The organism is Roseivivax sp. THAF30 (assembly GCF_009363575.1).
Taxonomy (GTDB): domain Bacteria; phylum Pseudomonadota; class Alphaproteobacteria; order Rhodobacterales; family Rhodobacteraceae; genus Roseivivax; species Roseivivax halotolerans.
This window is the reverse complement of the sequence record NZ_CP045389.1, coordinates 730,095-752,400: the sequence shown is the minus strand read 5'-3', so window position 1 is coordinate 752,400 and position 22,306 is coordinate 730,095. Positions and strand designations below refer to the sequence as shown.

The following is a 22,306-nucleotide window of genomic DNA, read 5'->3' as shown; positions in this document are numbered from 1 at the left end:
ATGTTCCTCCTCCCTTGCGCGCGACTGCGCGCACGGACGCGACGGCGCCCGCTCTGGTTCGCGGCACCGTCAGGTGCTGATCAGTTGCAGAAACCGCGATCCGGTCATGACTTCCCGCATTGGCAGGGCGTCCTGATCCGATGTCAGCTCGACGTCGTAGCTCAGGCTGCGTCCGTCCCAAAACCACCAATAGACGATCTCGCCCTTCTTGTCGCGGATCGGCATGCGGAATGTGGGGAACTCACCGTGCTCGGACGGCACGTCGAACGTGCCGAGGCATTCAAATGTTGCCCCGACCCGTGTCAGCGCCGTCAGAAGCGGTATCATCGCGACAAACCGGGTCTTGCCCGCCACGACCGCATTCAGATCGGACGGACGGTTGTCGTGTAGACCGTCGAGCGCGCGCACCACGGGCGGGTAGCTGGAGTGATTGTGCGTCACCTGAGCATAGGCCTTATGCGGACCAATCTCGATCTCGACCACTTCTCCTGGGGTCACGTCGGTCATGTTTCCTCCTTACAGGCTGTAGGCTTCATAGGTCGAAGGATGGAACAGGTCCTCGACCGCCACGCGCTTGGGTGACAGGCCCTGCGCGTGGTGGTATTCTAGGAACTTGTCGAGGACGTGGGCATTGTGCGCGACGCCATAGGTCCAGGGATCGGTGCCCATCAGCGCCTGCGCGCGGTTCAGAGTATCCTCGACGAAGGGCATCGTGACCTTGGTGGCTGAGGTGTCCTGCAAAGCCTCCTGAGCAATCGTCTTGGCCTGGGCAAAGCCCTTGACCAGTGCGCCGGGAAGCCAGGGATGCGTTTCGGCGAGCGTACGGCGTACGCCGAGAACATGCATGATCGGAAAGATCTGCGTGTCGCGGTAATATCTTTCCGCCGCGGCGATGCTGTCCGAGAACAGCCGCCCCACATGCGGATGCCCCTCGGAATAGCAGCGCGGCCAACGCGGGCCGACGAATCCGTCGATCTCGCCGTCCACCAGCATCTGGTTGAGCGTCGAGCCCTCGGGCGCGGGAGTCACCCGCACGTCCTCGGGCAGATCTACCTTGATCTTTTCGGGTCGGCCGGGCGTGTCCATGCCGCCGCGAATCCATTCGATATCCGACGGCTTCACGCCGAAATGCTCCTCGAGGATGCCGCGCACCCACACATTCGCCGAAAGCTGGTATTCCGCAATCCCGATCTTGCGACCCTTCAGGTCCTCGGGCCGGCCGATACCTCGGTCCGTTCGGATATAGACCGACGTGTGGCGGAAGGCGCGGCTTAGAAAAACCGGCACAGCAACGTAATGCGGATCACCCCGCGCGACCGAGATCGAATAGGACGACAACGACAGCTCGGAGATGTCAAAAGCCTGATGGCGGAACGCGCGAAAGAACATCTCCTCGGGTGACAGCAGCATCGGCACCGGATCGACGCCGTCAATCTTGACGCGGCCGTCCACGATGGCGCGGGTCCGATCGTAATTGCCCATGGCAAGTGAAAGGGTGAGGTCTGTCAAAGTGTCTCCTCCTGAACTACGACGCCACATTGTCGTGTGAGCGTGATTTTCTGGCCAGTCTCCGCGGATTGCAGGATTGCGTGGCACACTTCGAGACTGGCCCGGCCCCACTCGCCCGTCTGCGGCGGCGCGATGTCGTGGCGCACTGCGGCCTGAAGCGCATCGATCACCGTCCGACGTGGCGCATCGGCGAGCGGGATGTCGATCGAGTGCCGCTTGGCATCTCCGAAGACGTCGATGCCGCCGGGGCGCAGACGCAGATCGGCGCGGTCGCACATCACGATGATCGGTCCGAAATGTTCGTTGTTTTCCGCGGCGGGCGGTACCGTGTCCGCGCCGTAGGTGCGTGTGGTTTTCAGCTTGGCCTCAGCCTCCGGGTGGAGGTTCTGCAGCGCACGCCGCGCGGCGCCATATTTTTTTGGGTCCTTGGCACCGCCAAGCTCGGCGACGTTATCCATCCAGATATCGCTGTCGAAATGCGCGTACCCCGAATAGGTCAGCGTCGCGAAAGCCCCGTCCTCGAAATCCATCAGGGCGGAATAGGCACCCTCAGTCGGGCGCTGCGGATCCCACGCCCCGGTCATCGCCGTGATGCTCCGCGCCCGCCCGCCACAAAGCAGACGCACGATATCGATCTGATGCACGCCCTGACTGAAAAGGACACCACCGCCCTCCTCGGTGCGCAACTCCTCGGGTCGCCGGGGGCGGTAGAGAAAGTCGGTGTAATTGAACGCCTGCACCATGCGCACGGCACCGAACTCGCCGCTTTCGATGATCGCGCGCGCGCGCACAACCGGCGCATCGAAGCTGTGGCTCGGACCAACAATCAGGTGAACACCCGCGCAGTTGGCCGCCTTCACCATCTTGTCCGCATCCTCAAGTGTAACCGCCAGCGGTTTGTCGACGAGGATATGCTTGCCCGCCGCGGCCACTGCGGCGACGTGATCGGCATGCATCTGATGCGGCGTGGCGATATAGACAGCCTCGACCTCGGGATCGGCAGCCATTTCCTCGACCGAGGCATACCCGCGACCTCCGAACTCGGCGTTGAACGCCGCGCGGCTTTCTTCGCGCGGGGCGGCGGCGGCCACGAGCTTAACACGCGGGTCGTTGCGGAACGTTGGCAGCATCAGCACGAATGCCCGGCCAAGGCCGACTACGCCAATGCGGACTGGCTCAGAGGTCAAGAACCAGATCCCCCTGCTTGGCGCGGGAGACACAAATCATAATGTGGTCGCCCTTTTCCTCGTCCATCAGTACCATGTCACGGTGATCCACCTCACCCGAGACGAGACGGCACTTGCAGGTGCCGCAGGTCCCGCTTTCGCAGGAGCTCATTGTCGCGATACCGCTGTCGCGGATTGCCTCCAGAATTGAACGGTCCTCGGGCACGTGCACGGTGACGCCCGACTTCTCGAGCTTGACCTCGAAGGGCGTGTCGTCCGGACGCACAGCATCTACCGGTTTGAAGTCTTCGAAGATCACGCGACCTTCGGGCCAGTGTCCAGCGATCGCCTCGATCTCTTCCAGAAGCGGCTGAGGCCCGCAGCAGTAGACCTTGATGTTCTTCGGCTCCTCAAAGTGATCCCAGAAATCATAGACCTCATCGGGATCGCCGTTGTCATGATGCAAGGTAAGACGATCGCCCAATGTCGATTTCATTTCCTCGAGAAAAGCCGTATCCGGCTCCGAGCGCGTGCAGTAGATGACCTTGAAGGGCTTGTCCTCGCGCAGAAGCTGCTGGGACATAGCGTAAATCGGCGTAACGCCGATCCCGCCTGCGATTAAAAGGTACTCGTTGGCCTCGGTCAGCTCAAACGAGTTTTCAGGTGCCTCGATCCGCAACTCGGTGCCCTCGACGGCGTCGTCATGCATGGATTTCGAACCGCCGCGGCCGTCTTCTTCGCGCTTAAGCGCGATCTTGTATACCTCGGGATCGCTCCCGTCATTGACGAGCGAATAGCGCCGCATAGCACCGGAGGGTGTCTCAACGGTGATGTGGGCGCCCGCGGTGAAGGTCGGCAGCTTGACGCCATCGACGGGGGCCAGCGTGAATTCGCAGATCTGTCCGGTCAATTGCCGCCGTTCGGCGACCGTCACGTTCATGCTTTCCATGTATTCCTCCATAGCCATTGGGATCAAAGCGACACGAATCCCGGCTCCTCACGTTATTTCTTAGATACCTAAGTTTATGTCAAGCGTTGGCAAGATATGCGTCCGTTCGCGCTGCTAAGGCGTTGATGCTACCTATCGGCCCGCGCCGCGCAGGCATTCGATCAGGATAAGCCTCTCGACGCTGAAAGGGGCCGAGGTGGAGATGCTGACACCGACCGGCCCAGCAAGCAGCGGCGAGGCAAGTTCGATTGAGCAAAGCGCACCGCTGCGCAATTCGTCCGCCACGACGCCCCGCGATATGAACCAGATCGCATCCGAGGACTGGACGATCTTGCGCCCGATCGGCAGGGCAACGGTCTCAAACCGCGCCCGGTACTCAGAAACGCCGATGCTGGTGAGGAAGCGATCCACCGTTGGCGCGATCACCGCGCCTTTCGGCGGCAGGACCAACGGGTAGGAGCCGATCTCCGCGATCAGGCGTCCGCCGATAAGCGGATGCCGGGGCCGGCAGACCACAACGACGTCCTCAATGTAGAGTTGTTCGAAGGAGAGGCCCTCGCCGCTGTCACCCTCGGGCATCCGACCAACGACGAGGTCGACCTCGCCCTGCCGCAACTGATTGAACAAGAGCCAATTGGGACCGGTCAACACGTGCAGCCGCGCCTCAGGACACCGGTCGGAGAATGCCAGTGCGGCGGCAGGCACCAATGCCGATGATGCGGTCGGCAAGGCACCGACCGAGAGCTTGACGAAATGGTCGCCTCCGGACGACAGCCGGTCCCGTCCGCGCGCCAACTCGACCATCGATGCCGCGGCGTGGGTCTGGAATACACGTCCGGCCTCGTTCAGCCGCAAACCCCGACCGACCCGATCGAACAGCTTAACTTCCAACATGTCCTCGAGCTCCCGCAGCGTCCGCGACACTGCAGGTTGCGTGACATGCAGCGACTCCGCGGCGAGCGAAACACTCTCCCCGTTCGCGATGGCGAGGAAGGTCTTCACATGGCGAAGACGCAGTTCGGTTTCCCAACTCATACCAAAATAATTATGTTTGGTGTGTAAAGTATCAATAAAAATCAATCGTCCATTTGGATACAACCCCAACGAGCTGCCGCAACAGGAGGAGCGACCACGTGAGCAATCACCGCTATGAGACCGGGATGGCGACACGTCGGTCGGTGCTGGGCGATGCCCATGTGGACCGCGCCGAAACCGCAAAGACCCCGTTCGACACCAACTTTCAAAAGCTTATCACCGAAGGTGCCTGGGGCACGGTCTGGGCCGACGAAACGATCACGCGGCGCGAACGGTCCATGCTGACCCTCGCGCTCTTGGCCGCGACCGGAAACTTTGAGGAAATTCCGATGCATGTCCGCGCCACGGCGAATACCGGCGCGACACAGGAAGATATCATCCAGTGCTTTCTGCATGTCGCGATCTATGCCGGTGTGCCCAAGGCCAACCATGCCATCAAGCTCGCCAAGGCGACCTATGCGGAGATGGAGACTGACCGATGACCGAAACAATACCCCTCGTTCCGCGCCAGCGCGACAAGCACCCGCTGCCGCACTGGAGCGACTACAAGACCTCGGTGACCCGCTCGCCGTCGCTGCCGCTTCTGTCGCTGGACTCGACGCCAAGCGAGGAGACAGGTCCGCGTTTCGGTCACTCGCTGATTGGTGCGCTCGATAACAACTTGATCCTGAACTATTCGCAGGGCGAAAGCCCCGCCATTGGCGAGCGTATCCGCGTGCATGGCCGGGTCTTGGATGAATTCGGGCGTCCCGTGCCCCAGACCCTGATCGAGGTCTGGCAGGCCAATGCAGGCGGTCGGTATCGGCACGTGAAAGACACCTATTTCGCCCCGCTCGATCCGTCTTTCGGCGGTTGCGGCCGGACGATCACCGACGATGAGGGTTGCTACGAGTTTCTGACGATCCGGCCCGGTGCCTATCCCTGGCCCAACCGCGCCAATGACTGGCGGCCGATGCATATCCACTTCTCGATCTTCGGTCATGCCTTCGGCCAGAGGCTTATCAGCCAGATGTATTTTCAGGGTGACCCGCTGATCGATCTCTGCCCCATCGCAGCCACGATCCGCGACCGCGGTCAACTCGACAGCCTTGTGGCACCACTCGATATGCCCAATTCGAAGCCCCACGACTACCTTGCCTACAAGTTCAACATCGTCCTGCGCGGCCGCCGGCAGACGATGTTTGAAAACAAGCCGGAGGGAATGTGAGCCATGGTTCAACTGCTCAATCAACTGGTGGAAACACCAAGCCAGACAGCCGGACCCTACGTGCATATTGGCTGCATCCCGACCTTCGCGGGCATCGAAGGCGTTTATCCCGAGGACCTCGGCCTGAGCCCAATTTCTGACGGCGCGAGAGGCGAGATCATTACAGTGACCGGGTCGATCTATGACGGGACCGGATGGGCGATGCGCGATGCGATGTTCGAAAGCTGGCAGGCCGACGCGGCGGGCCGCTATCCCGGACAGGAGGGCGCGGACCCGGCGGTTTCTGGCTTCTGCCGTTTCGCCACCGATAAGGACTCGGGCGAATTCACTCTCAGGACCGTAAAACCGGGTGTCGTACATGAATGCAGCGGCCGCGAGATGGCACCGCATATCTCGCTCTGGATCGTCGCACGAGGCATCAATATCGGGCTGCACACCCGTATCTATTTCGAGGACGAGGATAACGCGAGCGATCCCCTTTTGGCGCGGATCGAACAGCGTCACCGTGTCCAAACCCTGATCGCGACCAAGATAGGAGACGCCGCATATCGCTTCGATGTCCGCCTTCAGGGCGAGGGCGAAACCGTGTTTCTGGATATTTGAGGACCATATGAGTGATCCTTGCATCATATGTGTGGCGATCACTGGATCGCTACCGAAAAAGGCAAACAACCCCGCAGTTCCGATCAGCGTCGAGGAACAGGTCGAAAGCACACACGAAGCCTTCGAGGCCGGAGCGAGTATAGTGCACGCCCATGTTCGCAATGACGATGAATCGCCTTCGTCGGACCCGGAGAAATTCGCGCGTCTTAAGGAAGGCATTGAAAAGCATTGCCCGGGCATGATCATTCAGTTCTCGACCGGTGGGCGCTCGGGTGCCGGCCAGACGCGCGGCGGGATGCTGCCACTTGCGCCCGACATGGCCTCACTGTCAGTCGGGTCTAACAATTTCCCGACACGTGTCTACGAGAACCCGCCGGACCTCGTCGATTGGCTCGCCGGAGAGATGCGCAAACAAGAGATCAAGCCCGAAATCGAGGCGTTCGACCTGTCGCACATCTTTCAGGCCAAGCGGATGTTCGACGACGGGCGGATCGCGGCGACGCCCTATGTGCAATTTGTGATGGGCGTGAAGAACGCGATGCCCGCCGATGGCGATGTGTTCGACTACTACATCTATACGGTTAAGCGGCTCTTTGGGCCGGATGCGCCATGGTGTGCTGCGGGCATCGGGGCAAACCAGATTATCGTGAACGAATGGTCCGTCGCGCGAGGCGGACATGCTCGGACGGGCCTCGAAGACAACGTGCGCCTCGATCGCGACGCACTCGCGCCATCCAATGCCGCGCTTGTTCGCAAAGTCGTCGAGATCTGCGACCGCTACGAGCGTCCCGTCGCAACATGGCATCAGGCGCGTCAGATACTTGGACTAAGGGGAGTGACATGAAGAAAGTATACGGGACAGCGTCCGAGGCGCTTGCTGGATTGCTGCATGATGACATGTTGATCGCTGCCGGAGGCTTCGGTCTGTGCGGCATACCGGAACTTCTGCTTCAGGCCATCAAGGAGGCGGGCACCAAGAATCTAACCTTCGCATCTAACAATGCCGGGGTGGACGACTTCGGCATCGGCATCCTGCTTCAGACCAAGCAGGTCAAGAAGATGATCTCCTCCTACGTAGGCGAGAACGCCGAGTTCATGCGCCAGTACCTCTCGGGCGAGCTGGAGTTGGAGTTCAATCCTCAGGGAACTCTGGCCGAGCGGATGCGCGCCGGCGGGGCTGGCATCCCCGGCTTCTACACCAAGACCGGCGTCGGCACCCAGATCGCCGAGGGCAAGGAACACAAGGAATTCCCGACCGGGCCCGGGGAGCGCAACGAGACCTACATCATGGAAAAGGGCATCTTTGCCGATCTCTCTATCGTCAAGGCCTGGAAAGCCGACGACACTGGCAATTTGGTGTTCCGCAAGACCGCGCGCAACTTCAACCCGGCCGCGGCCATGTGCGGCAAGGTCTGCATCGCCGAGGTGGAGAAGATAGTGCCGCGTGGCGAGCTCGATCCCGATCACATCCATCTGCCCGGCATCTACGTGCACCGCATCATTCAGGGCGGGCACGAAAAGCGGATCGAACAGCGCACCGTGCGCCAGCTTGAGGAGGCTTGAGAATGGCTTGGGACCGCAACCAGATGGCGGCTCGGGCCGCCCAGGAACTGGAAGACGGCATGTACGTCAATCTTGGCATCGGCATCCCAACGCTGGTGGTCAATTATGTGGGCGACAAGGACATCACGCTCCAGTCCGAGAACGGCATGTTGGGCATGGGCCCCTTCCCCTTCGAGGGCGAGGAAGACCCGGACCTGATCAACGCCGGCAAGCAGACCATCACCGAGCTGGCCCGGACCAGCTACTTCGACAGCGCAACCTCGTTCGCCATGATCCGCGGCGGCAAGATCGCAGCAGCGATCCTGGGCGCGATGGAGGTGGCCGAGAACGGCGACCTCGCGAATTGGATGATACCCGGCAAGCTCGTCAAGGGCATGGGCGGTGCGATGGACCTGGTGGCCGGCGTGGGCCGGGTCATCGTGGTCATGGACCACCAGAACAAAGCCGGTGAATCGAAGCTCCTGAAGGAATGCACCCTGCCGCTCACGGGCGCGGGCGTGGTGGACCGGGTCATCACCAACCTCGGCGTGCTCGACGTGGTCGAGGGCGGCCTGCGGATCGTCGAATGTGCCGACGGCGTGAGCGAGGAGGAGCTCCGCGCCGCCACCGAGGCGAAGATTGTCTAATGCCACAATTTGTGACTATCAACGGTCGCCTCCACCACTATCATTTCCGACAAAGGAGCAGAGACCGCGCGATTGTGTTCGTCAATTCGCTGGGCACGGACCTTCGCATTTGGGATGAGGTGATCGATAGGCTGCCTCCGGACATTCCGACACTCGCTTACGATAAGTCGGGACACGGACTGTCCGCCGGAGGCGTGGCCTCCATCGACGCGTTCACGGCCGATTTGGCCGCTCTGATGGACGCGTTGGGTATCAAGGACGCGCTGGTGTGCGGTGTCTCCGTAGGCGGAATGATAGCGCAGGCTCTCGCAAGCGCGCGTCCAGACCTCGTAGGCGGTCTGGTGCTGTGCAGTACAGGCTACCGCATCGGCACGTCCGAAAACTGGGAGGAGCGCATCGTCACGGTAAACCAGCAAGGTATCGAGGCAATGGCCGAAGGAATTCTTGAGCGCTGGTTCGCGCCAAGCTTTCACTTGGTCTATCCGGAGATTGTGGCTGGTTACCGCTTGATGCTGACCCGCACGCCCACCGCCGGATACAGTGCCGTATGCGCCGCAATCCGCGATGCGGACCTCGAGAACGTAGCGCAGTCTATTCAGTGCTTGACGCTTTGCATTGCTGGGACAGACGATTTGGCGACACCGCCGAACGTTGTGGAGGCTTTGGCATCAGCGATCTGTGATGCTCAATCCAAGCTCTACACGTCTGTCGGCCACCTGCCCTGTATCGAAGTTCCGAGTGTACTTGCTGATGACATCCTCAAGCATCTGGAAACGCTCTCGTGATCTCCGTTTTCGAGCATGAGTGGCTTGGCGGGCTTTTCGGAGATGACGAGGTTACGACACTATGGTCCTCGAGGGCGCAGCTGGGCCACTTCAAAGCCTTTGAAATAGCGCTGGCACAGGCCCTTGAGGCTGCGCACCGCGTTCCCGAAAGCGTCGGTGCAGCGGCATCGCGCGCAATCGAAGACGCGTCGCTGGATATTGGGGAACTGAAGCATCGCACTGGGATCGATGGGCTGCCCGTGCCTGAATTGGTACGGCAGCTTCGTGCCCGCGCTGGTGAGGCTGCTGAAGCAGTTCATACCGGTGCAACATCGCAGGATGTCATGGACACAGCCCTGTCGCTTACGCTCCGGGCTCTTACGGCTCTTTACTCGACACGCCTCACGCGCGTTCATTCGGCGCTTGAGCGCCTTGAAGGCGCCTTCGGTGTACGTGATCTGATGGGCAGAACGAGAATGCAGGCGGCACTACCCATCACGGCCGCAAATCGAATCGCTGCGTGGCGAAGCCCGATCGTACAACACCTGAATCGCGTCGAGGAGTTGCGGTTGCGCGTCGCGCGCCTTCAACTCGGCGGTGCTGTCGGGACGGCGCATGTTTTCGGCGAGGACCGCGATGACATTGCACGTCACATGGCAAAGCAGCTTGGCCTAAAACACGACCCTACCTGGCACACGGACCGCTCTGCAGTGATCGAGTTTGCCGGGCAGATATCGGCGATCACAGGATCGCTCGGCAAGATCGGACAGGACATCGCTTTGATGGCACAACAAGGCGTAGATGAGATCGTGATCTCTGGCGGGGGCGGCTCATCGGCAATGCCGCACAAGTCCAATCCCGTTCTTGCCGAACTTCTCGTTACACTGGCTCGATTCAACGCGACACAGGTTTCCGGTATGCATCAAGCTCTGGTTCATGAACAAGAACGCTCTGGCGCGGCCTGGATGCTGGAATGGATGATCTTGCCGCAAATGACTGCAGCCACAGGTCGTGCGCTGTCAACCTGTTCGACTCTGTTGGACCAAATCGGGAGTATGGGGCGGTTTGACCCCGAAAAGTGAGCGACATCCACATGTGGTCGAGCGGTCGCTTCTTCACACGTTTGGCACCTTCCCATCCGACACGCGTCGAATTCGCCTTTGCCTTAATGCTTAGAAGTCTAACTTTTCGGCAACGAAAACCAAAATGGAGGGAGCCCATGCGTTCGATCACTCTGGGCAAAGGCGGACCCAATGTGTCTCAGTTCGGAATAGGCGCGATGTCATTCTCCGGGGCATATGGCGTAGCAACTACGGACGAGTGCCATGCGGTTCTGAACGCCTGTCGCGCTGCCGGTGTTACTCATATCGACACCGCCAATCTCTATGGCAAGGGACGGAGCGAGGAGATCATCGGCGATTGGTTGACGGCCAACAAAGGCGCGCGATCCGATATGATACTGGCGACCAAGGCCGGCAACACTGGCGATCCCGAACGCCGGTTCAACAATGACCCAGACTACCTCGTGGCCTGTCTCGATGACAGCCTGAAGCGGCTGAAGACCGACTATGTCGATTTGTTCTACATCCACCGCTACGATGCTACACATACAATCGAAGACGTAGCCGGTACCCTGCGCCGCATCCTCGACAGTGGCAAAGCGCGAGCGGTCGGCCTCTCTGAAGTGGCGCCTGGCACGCTGCGGCGTGCCGTTGCGGAATGCCCGATTGCCGCTGTTCAGTCCGAATATTCGCTTTCAACCCGCGCCCCCGAGCTTGGCTTGAGACAGGCCTGCGAAGAAGTCGGAGCGATCGTCGTGGCCTTTTCGCCGGTCGGACGGTCGCTGTTGACCGACGCACCGTTCAGCTACGAGCGGGCGCAGACCATCGCGTTCACCAAGAACAACCCCCGTTTCCAGCAACCGAATTACGATCTGAACATCAAGAAAAACCAGGCGTTCCGCAAATTGGCCGCGGATATGGGATTGCCGGCGGCCACACTCGCTATCGCTTGGCTGATCGAAAAAGGCGACGACGTTCTGCCCATTCCCGGCACGCGAAATGTCGATCACCTTAAGGAACTGCTGAAAGGGACTGAGGTCCGGCTCTCAGAGGACGATTACCGGCGAATCGAAGAGGTTCTGCCGGTCGGTTGGGCCTACGGCGATCGCTACAGCTATGCGCAGTGGGCAGGCCCTGAACGATACAGCTGACAAGAAATGCCCTGTCACGATGCTGCAGGGTCACGATGCCGCCGTGTCGTTGGTGGTGAAGGCGCGCTTGGGATGCAAGCTGCTTAACCCTACGCTATCTACATCCACGTTGCCGGGATGTAGCGACAAGCCCAACCATCCGTCAGAATACGGCCAAAACCCTGGGAATAGACGTGGCTGCCCGCCACCAGCATCTTGTCTTTTGAATCCATGTCAAAGATGCGACGTCGCGAGGTAGCCGCCTTCGCGGGAACGCTGTCGAAGGCAAACCCGCCCATGATCGTCATTGCCATCGAGGCGAAGATCGACCCCACAGCGCATTCTGATACAACGTTGCGATTGCCATGCATTATCCCGATGGCGTCACCAGCCCGTCATCGTGAAACTGACCTGCTTCCGGATAACTGGACCGCTGGAACTGGGAAAATTCTCGTAATGTCCCCGGCAGGCAGAGTGAGGAAGACCGATGAAGAAATCGAGGTTCAGCGAACAGCAGATTGCGTTCATTCTGAAGCAGGCTGATGACGGGCTCAGCGTTGAAGAGGTCTGTCGGAAGGCCGGAATTTCGCAACAGACCTATTACAGGTGGCGTAAGAAGTACGGTGGGTTGATGCCGTCGGAAGTGCGGCGACTGAAGCTGCTCGAAGAGGAGAATGCACGCCTGAAGCGGATGGTCGCGGACCTCTCGCTGGACAAAGCCATGCTGCAGGATGTGCTGTCAAAAAAGGTGTAGCGCCTGCGAAGGCCCGGCGATTGGTCGACTATGTTCAGGGCGTGTTCCAGGTCTCGATCCGGCGAGGCTGCACGGTGCTGGGCTTGCAGAAGCCGACCTACTTCTACAAGGCGCGGCGGCCATCGCAGGCGGCACTGAGAAACCGGATCCGTGAGATTGCCGAGACGCGTGTGCGCTATGGCTATCGTCGGATCCATGTCCTGTTGAGGCGGGAGGGCTGGGAAGTGAATGCCAAGCGCGTCTACCGGCTATATGTCGAGGAAGGCTTGCAGACTCGAAACAAGCGACCAAAGCGCAAGGTTGCGGCCAAGCTTAGGGAGGACCGCAAACCGCCGGTCGCGCCGAATGAGGTTTGGGCGATGGATTTTCTATCCGATCAGCTCTTCGACGGGACAAAGATCAGGGTCCTGACCATCGTCGACACGTTCTCGAAACTCTCACCCGCGATCGATGTCCGAGCGAGGTACACAGGTGCAGACGTCGTGGCGACGCTGGAGCGGGTGACACGGGATCATGGCTTTCCCCGGTCGATACGCGTCGACCAGGGTCCCGAGTTCATCTCGAAGGACCTTGATCTCTGGGCTTACATGAATGGCGTCATCCTGGACTTCAGTCGGCCCGGAAAGCCTACCGACAATGCATTCGCCGAAGCGTTCAACGGCAAAGTCAGGGCAGAGTGCATCGACCAGAACTGGTTCTTGTCGATCGAGGATGCTCGGGTAAAATGCGAGGCGTACCGCCACGAGTACAACACTGAACGACCACACAGCTCGATCGGAAACAAGACCCCGATCGAGTTCATGAAATCCATTGGGGCGACCTGCCACCCAATGGCTTAGAACACGAGAAGACGCTCAAGACAGCGGTCCAGCGTTGGGGGGCAAGTCCACAACGAGCCCGGAAGGTCGCATTAAATCCGGACCAGAGACGGGGTGAAGTCCAAGACCGAGGCGGCTGATGGGGCAGCTCGATCAAAGCCGGCGCGGCCAGTCCTATACCCCTGCACGATCTGAAAGAGCCTTTCTTGTAGTTCAAGATCAGTAAATAAAATCTGCAATTAACAGTCTCTCTGGATCGATTTCTAACACGAAAAACGATGCCGTTCGGCAGAGAGGTTTGCAACGTCTCGACCGGCCGTCCGTTCAGAGCGTCGTCATCTTTGCGAGACGACACTCTGAACGGAACGTCCATCGCGATAAAAGTACTGCATCACCATGGTTCGGGACGCGGATTCACGTCCCTACCCTGGATAAGTCGACGACTTGGAAGCCGTCCACCGCGTCAGTCTTTTCAACCGAAGCCCAACGCACCGAAAGGAGGTCAGGCGGTCTTGTAGCTCGGGCAATCCCGCCTCGAGCAAAGAAAAGGAACTCGACATGTTCGATTTTCCCAGACAGCCGACAAGGCTGCATAGCTTCCTCGCTGAGCAAGGCGAGGGTCTTCAAAACGCCGCGCTCCTGCTCGGCGGACGCCCCTGGCTTCGCCGCGTGCAGCGTCTCATAGACGAAGCATGCTCAAGGCCTGGGATCACGCGAAAGATTGGCCGCGAGCTACGAGAGCTGCGGGCCCTGCTCCACCTCGAGCACATCCATGACATCGACCGTCCCGAAGCGGCGTATTTCGCCGAGCTCGATCCAAATGAGCCGTATGTCGAGGAAATTTGCCTTTTGGCAGATGGGCTCGACGACGCGCTCGAGGCAGAGCTCGGCAACGCCGTGCAGGCAACGCCGTCGGACAAGACGGTGATGTCATGACCAACGTTCACGTCGACCCGTTGGAGACCGCATTGACGAGGTACTTCGAATGCCGCGGACAGGCAGGCACCGACCTGTCTGTGATACTCCAGCATTTCCGGGACGATCCGGAGCTCAGTAAGTGTGCCTGTCGCCTGCAGAGTGCGTTCCAGTCCTACGCGATGATGTCTCGGCGCGAAGAAGTCGATCTGTCCCGCCTCCTGCGAGCTCTCGAGCGCGATATAATTGCGGGGACGTCGCAGCGATATGTCGACGACGAGTACTGCATGAGCGGCGGCGGGTACGAGACCGTGCTCACCGATGCGGCGAGGCACCTGACAAAGGTAAATCGCTGCCTCGTACAGGTTCAATGCGCCTGGTCCCAAGTGCAGCAAGCGATTGCCGTCGAACAGGAGTTGCTCCGCCTGCGCGGATGAAATCAGGTCGCGCCGCTTCTTTTGCGGCGCGACCTCAGGGATCCGGGTCCTCCGGATATCGATGGACACAACACCGGCCGTACACAAATCAGTTGCCACGGCGGACACAGCCGTGGCACACAAGATTACACACCAGAGTCAGTCTCGGTGTCAGAGCCGTTTTTCCTTTGGAATCCGGAGGTTGAGGGCGAAGGTCCTGCCCCTACCGCCGGAGCCAAAATTCCCCTAAGCTACTGAAACCGCACACCTTCGGAACTTAGCTCCGATGGTAGAAAGCGGTTTGAGCGGAAATGTTGCACAGGCGTTGCACACGGGGTCGCACCCCGTGGGAAAACCCGTGCTGCTCCGAGGTGATCCGTCTCCCATGGAGAGACGCACCATATGCCCAGCCCATACCTTTACTGTCACCGAGGACGATTCTACTTCCGGCGTCGCCTACCGAGGTTTTCCACATCTCGATCGCCAATTTTTTTGGCCCTAGGGACGACAGACGAAAATTTTGCGCATACCTGGATCAGGAAGTTGATCGCGGAGTGGGATGCGGTGCTGGATTTCCTGTTCGTTCTGGAGGAGTTGCCGGAAGAGGTCATGGCTCGATACATGACCGTTCGCCTTCAGATGTGCGTCTCTGACTTGCGCCGACAGCATCGCATGGCTCGGATGAGCGGACGCGGACGTGGGCTATGCGATACGCGTCAGGAACACATGAAAATCGTCATCGAGTCCTTTTTGATCGATGGGCTTTGCTCGAATCTTCCCCCGCACCGGATCGATCCGGAATGGTCCGCCGACACCCTTGAGAGCATCATGCGCCTCCATCGTGCGGAATTCGACGCCACGACGAGTTCTGCCATGCGGGATCGTTTGGCCGGAGAGTTTCGAGAGGTTACCGGACAGGAGCCTCGCGCCGCCGAGCATCATGCTCAGATCCTCGAGGCCTACTTGCACTCACGATTGGCCGCGCTGAGAACGCTGGATGATCAACATGCGGCGCAGAAGGCGGAATTCGAGGCGCTTTCCCGTGAAATTATGGCTGGCGTATTTGAAGTGAATTCCGTTGCGCCTGTCACTGCGCCGATCGCGCAGGTCTCGGAGCAGCTGGCGTTACCATCGCCGTCGCCACAAAAGGCAGCGGCCGAAGACCTGGTGCTGACTCCAGGGGTCGAACTCATCAAGGGCCCGCTGACCTATGACGCGCTGTCGGCACAACTGTCGGCAGCAGCTGCTTCCGACGAATCCTTGCATCGTAACCCCTCGGAGGAACCCTTCGGCCTCGATATTGCCGGCGCCTGTGAACGCTCGATCAAACGAGCAATGGCCAAAGGCAAGATGGATGCGAGAACCGCCGAGGCCCGCCGCACGAAGGTCAAAACATTCTGCTTGTTGACCGGTCTACAACGGGTGGATGAGGTGCAGCAGTATCATATCCGGCTATTCGACGAGCTATGCGACCTTCTACCGAAGAATTTCATGCGTTCTCCGAAGGATGGCCGGATGACTTGGCAAGAAATCCGCGAACGCGCCGAGGGTATGCCTGAGACCGCCCTCGGTCGGGAGCCGGGCACATTCAATGCCATGCTCGACAATATTAGCGCCGTTCTCAAGCATGCCCGCACGAATGAGGGAAGCCCGGTCGACCCGAACATTGATACGTCCACCGAGCGACGGAAGGAGAATAAACGCGAACGAGAGAAGAGAAATGCCTTTAAACGAGACGAGGTTCGCAGGCTCTTCGAGCATCCTGTTTGGACCGGATGTCAAAGCAGTTCACGGCGGCTGCATGCGGGCGATAATATTGAGCGGGATGGTCTGTATTTCACGCCTCTTATCGTGGCCTATTCCGGCGGCCGAATGGAAGAAATTGCGGGACTGACCGTAGATGCGATCCAGCCGGCAGAAGGACACTTTGGTTTCGATATCAGGCCGCATGATCAACGGCGTCTGAAGAACCTGCAAAGCGTGCGACTCATTCCGATCCACGAACACCTGATCGAGCTGGGGCTCTTGGATCATCATGCGCGTATGAAAGCGCGGGGCGAGACATACCTCTTCCCGGAACTCGTTCCGAAAGGAGCCGCAAAGAAGTTTGCGCGCCAATTGCGCTATAACTGGAAGAAAATCCGTGATGCGCAGCTTGATGGAAATCCCCGGAAACTCGACGCACACAGCCTGCGGCATAGCTTCAACGCGGTCCTGAAACAGAACCGCTCCGTGCTGAAAGACACCCGTCTCGACATCCTCGGACATTCCGGCGAGGACCTGAATGAAGAGGTCTACGGCGATGAGGAGGGCATGCCATTCGCGCTCAAGAAGGCGGCGATCGACAGCATTCCGAGGTGGTTCTGATACCGAGACGAGAGATATGGTAAGCCCCATTCTTTTAGGGGGTGTCCGCAAAGCGTGTTTGTGCGCTTCGTTGTTTCGCGTATCCACCCGGCGGAGATTGTCCGCGTATCGTAGACCAGGTGTCACGCAGAGGTCCGCTTCGAGCCCGTATCGGAAGTGTCAAATTCTCGCTGCGCGTGCTCGCAGCGGAATTTTTGCTGTGACGCGGCAAGTCTTTATGCCGCATCGCAGCTGCGGATCCGGTCGTTCGTGCGCCGCGCAGCGACATTCTCGAAAGCAAAGCCGCGAAGGTAGGAATCTGCGATCGAAAGACGACTATCCAAGTGAACTTCGAGGAGACGATCAAGACGCTCGCAGCCGCAGCAACCAGGGTGCTGCACCGCTGCACATGCTCCGCCAATTTTCGGACTGTTAAGCCACGAGGACTTACTCGCACCCTTCCAAACCCGCTCTACGGATCCCAACAAAACGCTTCGGACGCGTTAACTCTTCATACCATCAGCTTGCTGAGCCAGACTGCGGAAAAGCCGATACACAACCATGGACCGAACGCCACTCTCGTCTCGCGCCCTGTGCCCATCGTCAGCACGAAAACCAGCGCAGATAAGGTCGCCACGAGCAGCACCCACGCTAATCCCATCAGTCCGACCCAAGCGCCCGCGGCGCCGAAAAGCTTCGCGTCGCCAAGACCGAGCCCCTCGTATCCTCGAAGCCTATAAAACGTCGCGCCGATGCCCCAGAACAGACCGAACCCGGTCGCTGCCGCAAGCAGCGAGTCGAAAAGATCACCTGCCGGGGACGCAATCGCCACCAAGAGACCGAGGACGCCGACGGATATTGTTCCGAGATCCGGAAGCCTCTGCGTGAGGGCATCCGTCCAGGCAAGTGCTACCAAGATCACCAGCAGCGGGAATGTCGCGAAAACTTCGACACTCATAGGTCGATCATCAGAATGTTACTTCGAGCCTGTGAAACTTTTCCACCACGATCTCCGTGAGTGATAATGATGCGACCAGCTGCGCAGTTCCGAATTAGATGTGTGCTGTTTAGTTGCATGTAAATACTACAGGGAGTTGAACGTAATGAGAACCAAGTCGAAACTCGGCCAAGGAGCGTTTATCGCCACCTTGGTAGCAGCTGCGTGCGGGGCGCAGGCCTCGTCGCACCGCGAAGCGCCCGGCATCACAGAGAGCCCCAAGGTCGATGCTACAGACTTCTACATGTTCCGCAGCTATCAGGCGGGGCGTGAGGACTTCGTGACCATTATAGCGAACTATCAACCGTTACAGGCGCCCTACGGTGGACCGAATTACTTCACCATGGATGCGGATGCGATTTACGAGATCCACATTGATAATGATGGCGACGCGATTGAGGATCTGACCTTCCAATTCGATTTCGACAACGCACTTGGCGCTGATGGCAACGGCATAGCTCTAACCATCGGCGACGAGACCGTCGCTATACCGCTAAAAGCAGCCGGCGCAATTACCGGGGCCGACAGCGATCCGCTGAACGAAATCGAGACATACACGCTCGACGTCATCCAGGGCGACCGCCGCAGCGGCGACGCAGAGCCAGTAGTCGGCGTTGACGGACGGCGCAACTTCGTCAAGCCGCTCGACAACATCGGCACGAAAACCATCCCCGATTACGAAGCCTACGCCGACCAGTATATCTACAATGTCGCGCTCCCGGAGTGCTCGAGCCAGGGCCGCGTATTCGTCGGTCAGCGGGCCGAAGCCTTCGCTGTGAATCTTGGCGAAATTTTCGACCTCGTGAACCTCGTGCCGCTTGAGGGGTCTATTGAGAATAGCCGCGAGAACGACGATTTGATCGACCGTTTCAACGTAACCTCGCTGGCGCTCGAGCTGCCGATCTCGTGCGTCACCGGTGACGGAAACGGTGTGATCGGTGGCTGGACGACGTCGAGCCTGCCGCAAGCCGAGATCGAGGATCCCTCGCCGACATACGAAGGCACTTCCGTTTATGGCGGGGCCTGGGTGCAGCAGTCGCGTCTGTCCGCACCGCTTGTGAACGAGGTGGTCATCGGCCTGCCCGACAAGGACCTCTTCAACGCGGCCGAGCCGACGCAGGATGGCGCGCTGGCAACCTACGTGACCAACCCAACGCTGCCGGCGCTCATCGACATCCTCTTCCGCGACGCGCTCGGGGCCGACGGAAACATCGCGCCGTCGAACCTGCCGCGTCAGGATCTCGTGACGGCGTTCCTGACCGGTTTTCCCGGACTGAACCAGCAGGCCAACGTCACGCCGTCGGAAATGATGCGCCTCAACACTGCCGTACCAGCAACGCCGCGCTCGCAGCAAAGCAATTTCGGCGTCGTGGGCGAAGACCTTGCGGGGTTCCCAAACGGTCGGCGCCCCGGCGATGACGTAGTCGATATCGCCTTGCGTGTGGTCATGGGGGCCCTGTGTCACCCGGTGCCGCTCGGGGCCGAACTTGGTATCGAGGGAGCCGAGGAAGACACCGAAAGCGATCTTGTGAACCTCGGCCTATGCGACCCTCAAGACGCGCCTGTTGGTGATCAACCCTTCATCGATGGTGCCCCGGTCAGCGCGCTCGACGTGAGCGAGCAATTCCCGTATCTGCTTGCGCCGCTTCCGGGCGCCGGCGGCTGATCCGGAGGATTAATGATGTTGAGAACCACCAAGTTCGCGCTGCTCATCGCTGGTGCGCTGGTCGTTGCAGCCTGTGACGAGAGCGGCAATGACGATGACGACGACTCGGCGCAGGGTATTGAAACGCTCGGCAGTGACTTCGTCGCCGCGTTCAACGCCGATCCGAACGACGAGCCGTTCGATGCGCAGGATGTCGACCTGGAGCTGACGCCGGGTCTACAGCCCTTCAATCCCTGATCGGACGGCTCTTTCCGGCCCTTTTTCGGTCCCCGGCAGCTTTGCCGGGGGCCGTTTTCATTCGCGGTCGTCAACGATATGAACCTCGGCGAACCTGCGCGACATTACCCCGACCGAATGCGCCGAGAGCGTGTCGATCCGCAGGATCCGGCTTTGCAGACGGACCGCGGCCGTGCCGGCCTCGGCCACGACCTCGACTTCAAAGAGGTTTGAGGTAAACCCCGAATGGTCTGGGCGGATCGCCCCTGCGCCGGCCAAGGCGTCGCGCGTGATGTGGCCATCCCGCTGTCTGACTGCAATCAGACGCGCGACGATGGTACGGTTGGCGAACATCGCCCGCATGAGCGGCGCCTCGGCCGTGTTAAGGTTGACTGTGCCTTCGATCGGCAGTGCCGTAACGTAGGGGGAGATCGCGTCGATCGCGGACGCAGGAATGCCGAACGCCGTCAGGTTATCCAGCGCAGCAACCGGCCCAACGCGTGCCAGTACGGCCGCGATCTGCGCTGCTAAGTCGGTCGGCTGATCGACCTCCTCCAGTAGCCGTGCAAGGGTCGTCACAGGCCCGAGGCCGCCGCCAGCCAGCCGGTTGATGTCATATTTGCGCTGCGCGTCGCGGATCGTGACCGAAAAGCGCCCAGTGGCGAGGCGCGCCTCCTCCTGCGCGATCTGTGCCCAGGGTTCGCCGAAATGATCCGTCTCGGGCGCGATCTCGAGGTCGCGGCGCAACTCGGCGATTACCGAGGCTTCGGCGCCGAGCGCGAGCGCTTCGGCCCGCGCCGCATCGGCCATGCCAACGACACGCTCTCGCGCTGAGTCGCGGCCGCCGAACATCAGCGCAACGATGCCCGCGGTCAGCGCAAGGATCACCAGCACGTTGACCAGGATTACCCCGTCTTCGGGCTCGCGCCTCATCGCCGCGCCGCCTCAGGTAGGATGAAAAGGCGCAGAAGAGACCCGCCGGTCCCCGGCTCCTTCTCCAAAAGGTCGAGCGTCACTTCCGCCGCGACCGGCAACGCACCTTCGGAAGCTGCGTCCGCCGGCCATTCCTGGTACCAAGTGCGCGAAGTACTGAGAATCCGCCAGCGCGCCTCCGTCACCCCGGTCAGCAGGCGTTGCTGCGACGCTGCGGTACCGCTTGCTGCAGGCAAATCGCGCATCAGCGCGCCATCGGCCAGCCGCACGGCGATCCGCGCGGGTCCCGCCTCAAAGCTGCGCGAGAACGCGAGCCCGGCCTCGTTCAGCGTGACGGGCCCCGGCGCCATTTGCGCGAGGTCGCGGCGTAAGACCAGGAGCGCGCGGTCGATCTCGGCCAGCCGCTCGAGCCGCGAAGCCGTCCGGTCGTTCACCCGAATCACAGTGTCGAGCATGGTCAGCCCCGCGACACTGACAAGCGCGAAGAGCGCCAGCGCCACCAGCACCTCGACAAGCGTCAGGCCTGCGTCCCCGAGCCGTAGCCGCGGCGGCGTCATACCGAAGTAGCACCGATCAGCGCGAAATCGCCTGACCCGACGCGCAACACCGCAAGGCCGCGTTGACAGAGTCCCGAGCGCAGAAACCGGTAAGGCCCAAGCACTCCGGAAAAGCCGTCCTCGGCCTGCAATCCGCGGCGCGACTGGCGGCCCTGACGACCGAGCGTGCGCGCCAATTCGGTGCCATCGTAGGTCAGTCCCGCGATGATCCCTGCGTTCGATCCCGTCGCCTCGGCGAAGGCATCGCGGAACGGCGCGAATCGCAATGGGTCGGGCGCCGCAAACCAGGCGCCGTTGAATGCCGGGTCGCTTTCGAGATCCAGGGCCGACCATTGCGCCGATCCCAGAAGTTGGATGTCGAGGCCTGAGAGCGCGCGGGCAAAAGGGGCCAGAGTACCATCGGCGGCGGGCAGATAGACCGCGTCGGGCGTGCCCCCGCCATCGGCGAGCGCCGCGCCGATTCCGGCGGGGTCGCCGCGCACAATGGGTGCGCGCAGCTGAATCCCTAGTTGCGGAGCGAGCGCCTGCACCGCCGCGACCGACTGCGCACCGAACGCTCCGGGCGGTACGATCACCGCGACATCGCGCAAGTTGCGCTGCGCAGCGAGGCTCAGCACCGCCTGCGCCGAATGGGCCGGGGTGATGCCGAAGACATAGAGGCCGCTGCCTGCCAGCGAGGCGTCGTTCGACATCGTCACGACCGGCACTTGGTTAGGCACGGCAGCGGCGACCGCGCGGGCCTGCGCCCCGAACACCGGTCCGATCAGCATGTTGGCGCCGGCATCGACGGCGTTCCTCGCTGCCGCCGCCGCCTCCTCAGGGGTCGAGCCCGTGTCGAAGATGTCGATGCCGATGCCCGGACCGCCACCAAGGCTTGCGGCGGTCTGCAGCATCTGGCCTAGTTGCTCGGACGAACCCGACAGCGGCAGCAGCAGCGCCGCCCTGCCTGGCCCGCCGGAAGCGCTGCTGCCGCCAATCTCCTCGCCGATGCCGCAGCCCCCAAGGACCGAAACCGATGACGCAGCCAGCCCCTTCAGGATCGCCCGCCGCGAGGATGTCGCGCGGCGCGTCATGG

25 protein-coding genes are annotated in these 22,306 nt (G+C 60.6%); 15 read left to right on the top strand and 10 right to left on the bottom strand.

Annotated features, from left to right (window positions below):
• Positions 1-69: 69 nt before the first annotated feature.
• From FIU91_RS03560 to FIU91_RS03540, 5 genes are all read right to left on the bottom strand, one after another.
• Positions 70-507 (bottom strand): hypothetical protein, encoded by a 438-nt coding sequence (locus FIU91_RS03560; RefSeq protein ID WP_152461460.1) that lies wholly within the window; start codon positions 505-507, stop codon positions 70-72.
• 9 nt (positions 508-516) lie between these two features.
• Complete coding sequence (locus tag FIU91_RS03555; RefSeq protein WP_172974924.1) at positions 517-1,509, bottom strand: ABC transporter substrate-binding protein; 993 nt, start codon at positions 1,507-1,509, stop codon at positions 517-519.
• The gene (locus FIU91_RS03550; protein ID WP_152461459.1) at positions 1,506-2,696 is read right to left on the bottom strand and encodes a Gfo/Idh/MocA family protein; all 1,191 of its coding nucleotides are present in this window, start codon (positions 2,694-2,696) and stop codon (positions 1,506-1,508) included. The genes FIU91_RS03555 and FIU91_RS03550 overlap by 4 nt, the downstream gene beginning before the upstream one ends.
• Positions 2,686-3,624 (bottom strand): PDR/VanB family oxidoreductase, encoded by a 939-nt coding sequence (locus tag FIU91_RS03545; protein WP_152461458.1) that lies wholly within the window; start codon positions 3,622-3,624, stop codon positions 2,686-2,688. Before FIU91_RS03545 ends, FIU91_RS03550 begins: the two co-directional genes overlap by 11 nt.
• A 132-nt stretch (positions 3,625-3,756) precedes the next feature.
• The gene (locus FIU91_RS03540; RefSeq protein ID WP_216651622.1) at positions 3,757-4,704 is read right to left on the bottom strand and encodes a LysR substrate-binding domain-containing protein; all 948 of its coding nucleotides are present in this window, start codon (positions 4,702-4,704) and stop codon (positions 3,757-3,759) included.
• 80 nt (positions 4,705-4,784) lie between these two features.
• Here FIU91_RS03540 and pcaC point away from each other — a divergent pair, with 80 nt between their 5' ends.
• From pcaC to FIU91_RS03495, 9 genes are all read left to right on the top strand, one after another.
• Complete coding sequence (pcaC, locus tag FIU91_RS03535; RefSeq protein ID WP_254702095.1) at positions 4,785-5,141, top strand: 4-carboxymuconolactone decarboxylase; 357 nt, start codon at positions 4,785-4,787, stop codon at positions 5,139-5,141.
• Positions 5,138-5,866, top strand: a complete 729-nt coding sequence (gene pcaH / locus FIU91_RS03530; RefSeq protein ID WP_152461456.1) for a protocatechuate 3,4-dioxygenase subunit beta — start codon at positions 5,138-5,140, stop codon at positions 5,864-5,866. Before pcaC ends, pcaH begins: the two co-directional genes overlap by 4 nt.
• 3 nt (positions 5,867-5,869) lie before the next feature.
• Positions 5,870-6,469 (top strand): protocatechuate 3,4-dioxygenase subunit alpha, encoded by a 600-nt coding sequence (gene pcaG, locus FIU91_RS03525; protein WP_152461455.1) that lies wholly within the window; start codon positions 5,870-5,872, stop codon positions 6,467-6,469.
• A 7-nt stretch (positions 6,470-6,476) separates the two neighbouring features.
• A complete protein-coding gene (locus FIU91_RS03520) occupies positions 6,477-7,313 on the top strand; it encodes a 3-keto-5-aminohexanoate cleavage protein (RefSeq protein ID WP_152461454.1) in 837 nt (278 codons plus the stop codon).
• Positions 7,310-8,032 carry a CoA transferase subunit A gene (locus tag FIU91_RS03515; RefSeq protein ID WP_152461453.1) on the top strand — a complete coding sequence of 241 codons (723 nt, stop codon included), beginning with the start codon at positions 7,310-7,312 and terminating at the stop codon, positions 8,030-8,032. Before FIU91_RS03520 ends, FIU91_RS03515 begins: the two co-directional genes overlap by 4 nt.
• Positions 8,033-8,034: 2 nt before the next feature.
• Positions 8,035-8,658: a CoA transferase subunit B gene (locus tag FIU91_RS03510; RefSeq protein ID WP_152461452.1), complete on the top strand. Its 624-nt coding sequence runs from the start codon at positions 8,035-8,037 to the stop codon at positions 8,656-8,658.
• Entirely contained in the window at positions 8,658-9,443 is a 786-nt protein-coding gene (gene pcaD, locus FIU91_RS03505) for a 3-oxoadipate enol-lactonase (protein WP_152461451.1), read from the top strand. Before FIU91_RS03510 ends, pcaD begins: the two co-directional genes overlap by 1 nt.
• Entirely contained in the window at positions 9,440-10,504 is a 1,065-nt protein-coding gene (locus FIU91_RS03500) for a 3-carboxy-cis,cis-muconate cycloisomerase (RefSeq protein WP_152461450.1), read from the top strand. The genes pcaD and FIU91_RS03500 overlap by 4 nt, the downstream gene beginning before the upstream one ends.
• A gap of 137 nt (positions 10,505-10,641) precedes the next feature.
• Positions 10,642-11,634 (top strand): aldo/keto reductase, encoded by a 993-nt coding sequence (locus FIU91_RS03495; protein WP_152461449.1) that lies wholly within the window; start codon positions 10,642-10,644, stop codon positions 11,632-11,634.
• Positions 11,635-11,732: 98 nt separating this feature from the next.
• Here the strand turns inward: FIU91_RS03495 and FIU91_RS03490 are convergent, their stop codons facing one another.
• Positions 11,733-11,927 (bottom strand): hypothetical protein, encoded by a 195-nt coding sequence (locus FIU91_RS03490; RefSeq protein ID WP_216651621.1) that lies wholly within the window; start codon positions 11,925-11,927, stop codon positions 11,733-11,735.
• 173 nt (positions 11,928-12,100) lie between these two features.
• Between FIU91_RS03490 and FIU91_RS03485 the strand changes: the two genes are divergently transcribed.
• From FIU91_RS03485 to FIU91_RS03470, 4 genes are all read left to right on the top strand, one after another.
• Positions 12,101-13,206 (top strand): IS3 family transposase gene (locus tag FIU91_RS03485; protein WP_152461447.1). Its coding sequence is split into 2 segments (ribosomal slippage): positions 12,101-12,353 and positions 12,353-13,206, totalling 1,107 coding nucleotides; the frame shifts between segments, so codons are not numbered across the junction.
• Positions 13,207-13,743: 537 nt separating this feature from the next.
• Complete coding sequence (locus tag FIU91_RS03480) at positions 13,744-14,121, top strand: hypothetical protein (RefSeq protein ID WP_152463629.1); 378 nt, start codon at positions 13,744-13,746, stop codon at positions 14,119-14,121.
• Positions 14,118-14,537, top strand: a complete 420-nt coding sequence (locus FIU91_RS03475) for a hypothetical protein (protein ID WP_152461446.1) — start codon at positions 14,118-14,120, stop codon at positions 14,535-14,537. The genes FIU91_RS03480 and FIU91_RS03475 overlap by 4 nt, the downstream gene beginning before the upstream one ends.
• 522 nt (positions 14,538-15,059) lie before the next feature.
• Complete coding sequence (locus tag FIU91_RS03470; protein WP_152461445.1) at positions 15,060-16,883, top strand: site-specific integrase; 1,824 nt, start codon at positions 15,060-15,062, stop codon at positions 16,881-16,883.
• Between the two features lie 490 nt (positions 16,884-17,373).
• Here FIU91_RS03470 and FIU91_RS03465 read toward each other — a convergent pair whose 3' ends face one another.
• Complete coding sequence (locus FIU91_RS03465) at positions 17,374-17,820, bottom strand: A24 family peptidase (protein WP_152461444.1); 447 nt, start codon at positions 17,818-17,820, stop codon at positions 17,374-17,376.
• A 145-nt stretch (positions 17,821-17,965) separates the two neighbouring features.
• On the opposite strand from FIU91_RS03465, the gene FIU91_RS03460 reads away from it, so the two are divergent.
• Both FIU91_RS03460 and FIU91_RS03455 read left to right on the top strand, forming a co-directional pair.
• Positions 17,966-19,525 carry a DUF4331 domain-containing protein gene (locus tag FIU91_RS03460; RefSeq protein WP_152461443.1) on the top strand — a complete coding sequence of 520 codons (1,560 nt, stop codon included), beginning with the start codon at positions 17,966-17,968 and terminating at the stop codon, positions 19,523-19,525.
• A gap of 15 nt (positions 19,526-19,540) precedes the next feature.
• Positions 19,541-19,762, top strand: coding sequence for a hypothetical protein (locus FIU91_RS03455; RefSeq protein WP_152461442.1), 222 nt, complete (start codon positions 19,541-19,543; stop codon positions 19,760-19,762).
• 57 nt (positions 19,763-19,819) lie between these two features.
• On the opposite strand, the gene FIU91_RS03450 is transcribed toward FIU91_RS03455, so the two are convergent.
• Genes FIU91_RS03450 through FIU91_RS03440 form a run of 3 tightly spaced genes read right to left on the bottom strand, consistent with a single transcriptional unit; the run spans position 19,820 to position 22,304 of the window.
• Positions 19,820-20,674 (bottom strand): general secretion pathway protein GspK, encoded by an 855-nt coding sequence (locus FIU91_RS03450; protein WP_152461441.1) that lies wholly within the window; start codon positions 20,672-20,674, stop codon positions 19,820-19,822.
• The gene (locus FIU91_RS03445) at positions 20,671-21,231 is read right to left on the bottom strand and encodes a type II secretion system protein GspJ (protein ID WP_152463628.1); all 561 of its coding nucleotides are present in this window, start codon (positions 21,229-21,231) and stop codon (positions 20,671-20,673) included. The genes FIU91_RS03450 and FIU91_RS03445 overlap by 4 nt, the downstream gene beginning before the upstream one ends.
• The gene (locus FIU91_RS03440; protein ID WP_172974923.1) at positions 21,228-22,304 is read right to left on the bottom strand and encodes a penicillin-binding protein activator; all 1,077 of its coding nucleotides are present in this window, start codon (positions 22,302-22,304) and stop codon (positions 21,228-21,230) included. The genes FIU91_RS03445 and FIU91_RS03440 overlap by 4 nt, the downstream gene beginning before the upstream one ends.
• Positions 22,305-22,306 lie beyond the last annotated feature (2 nt).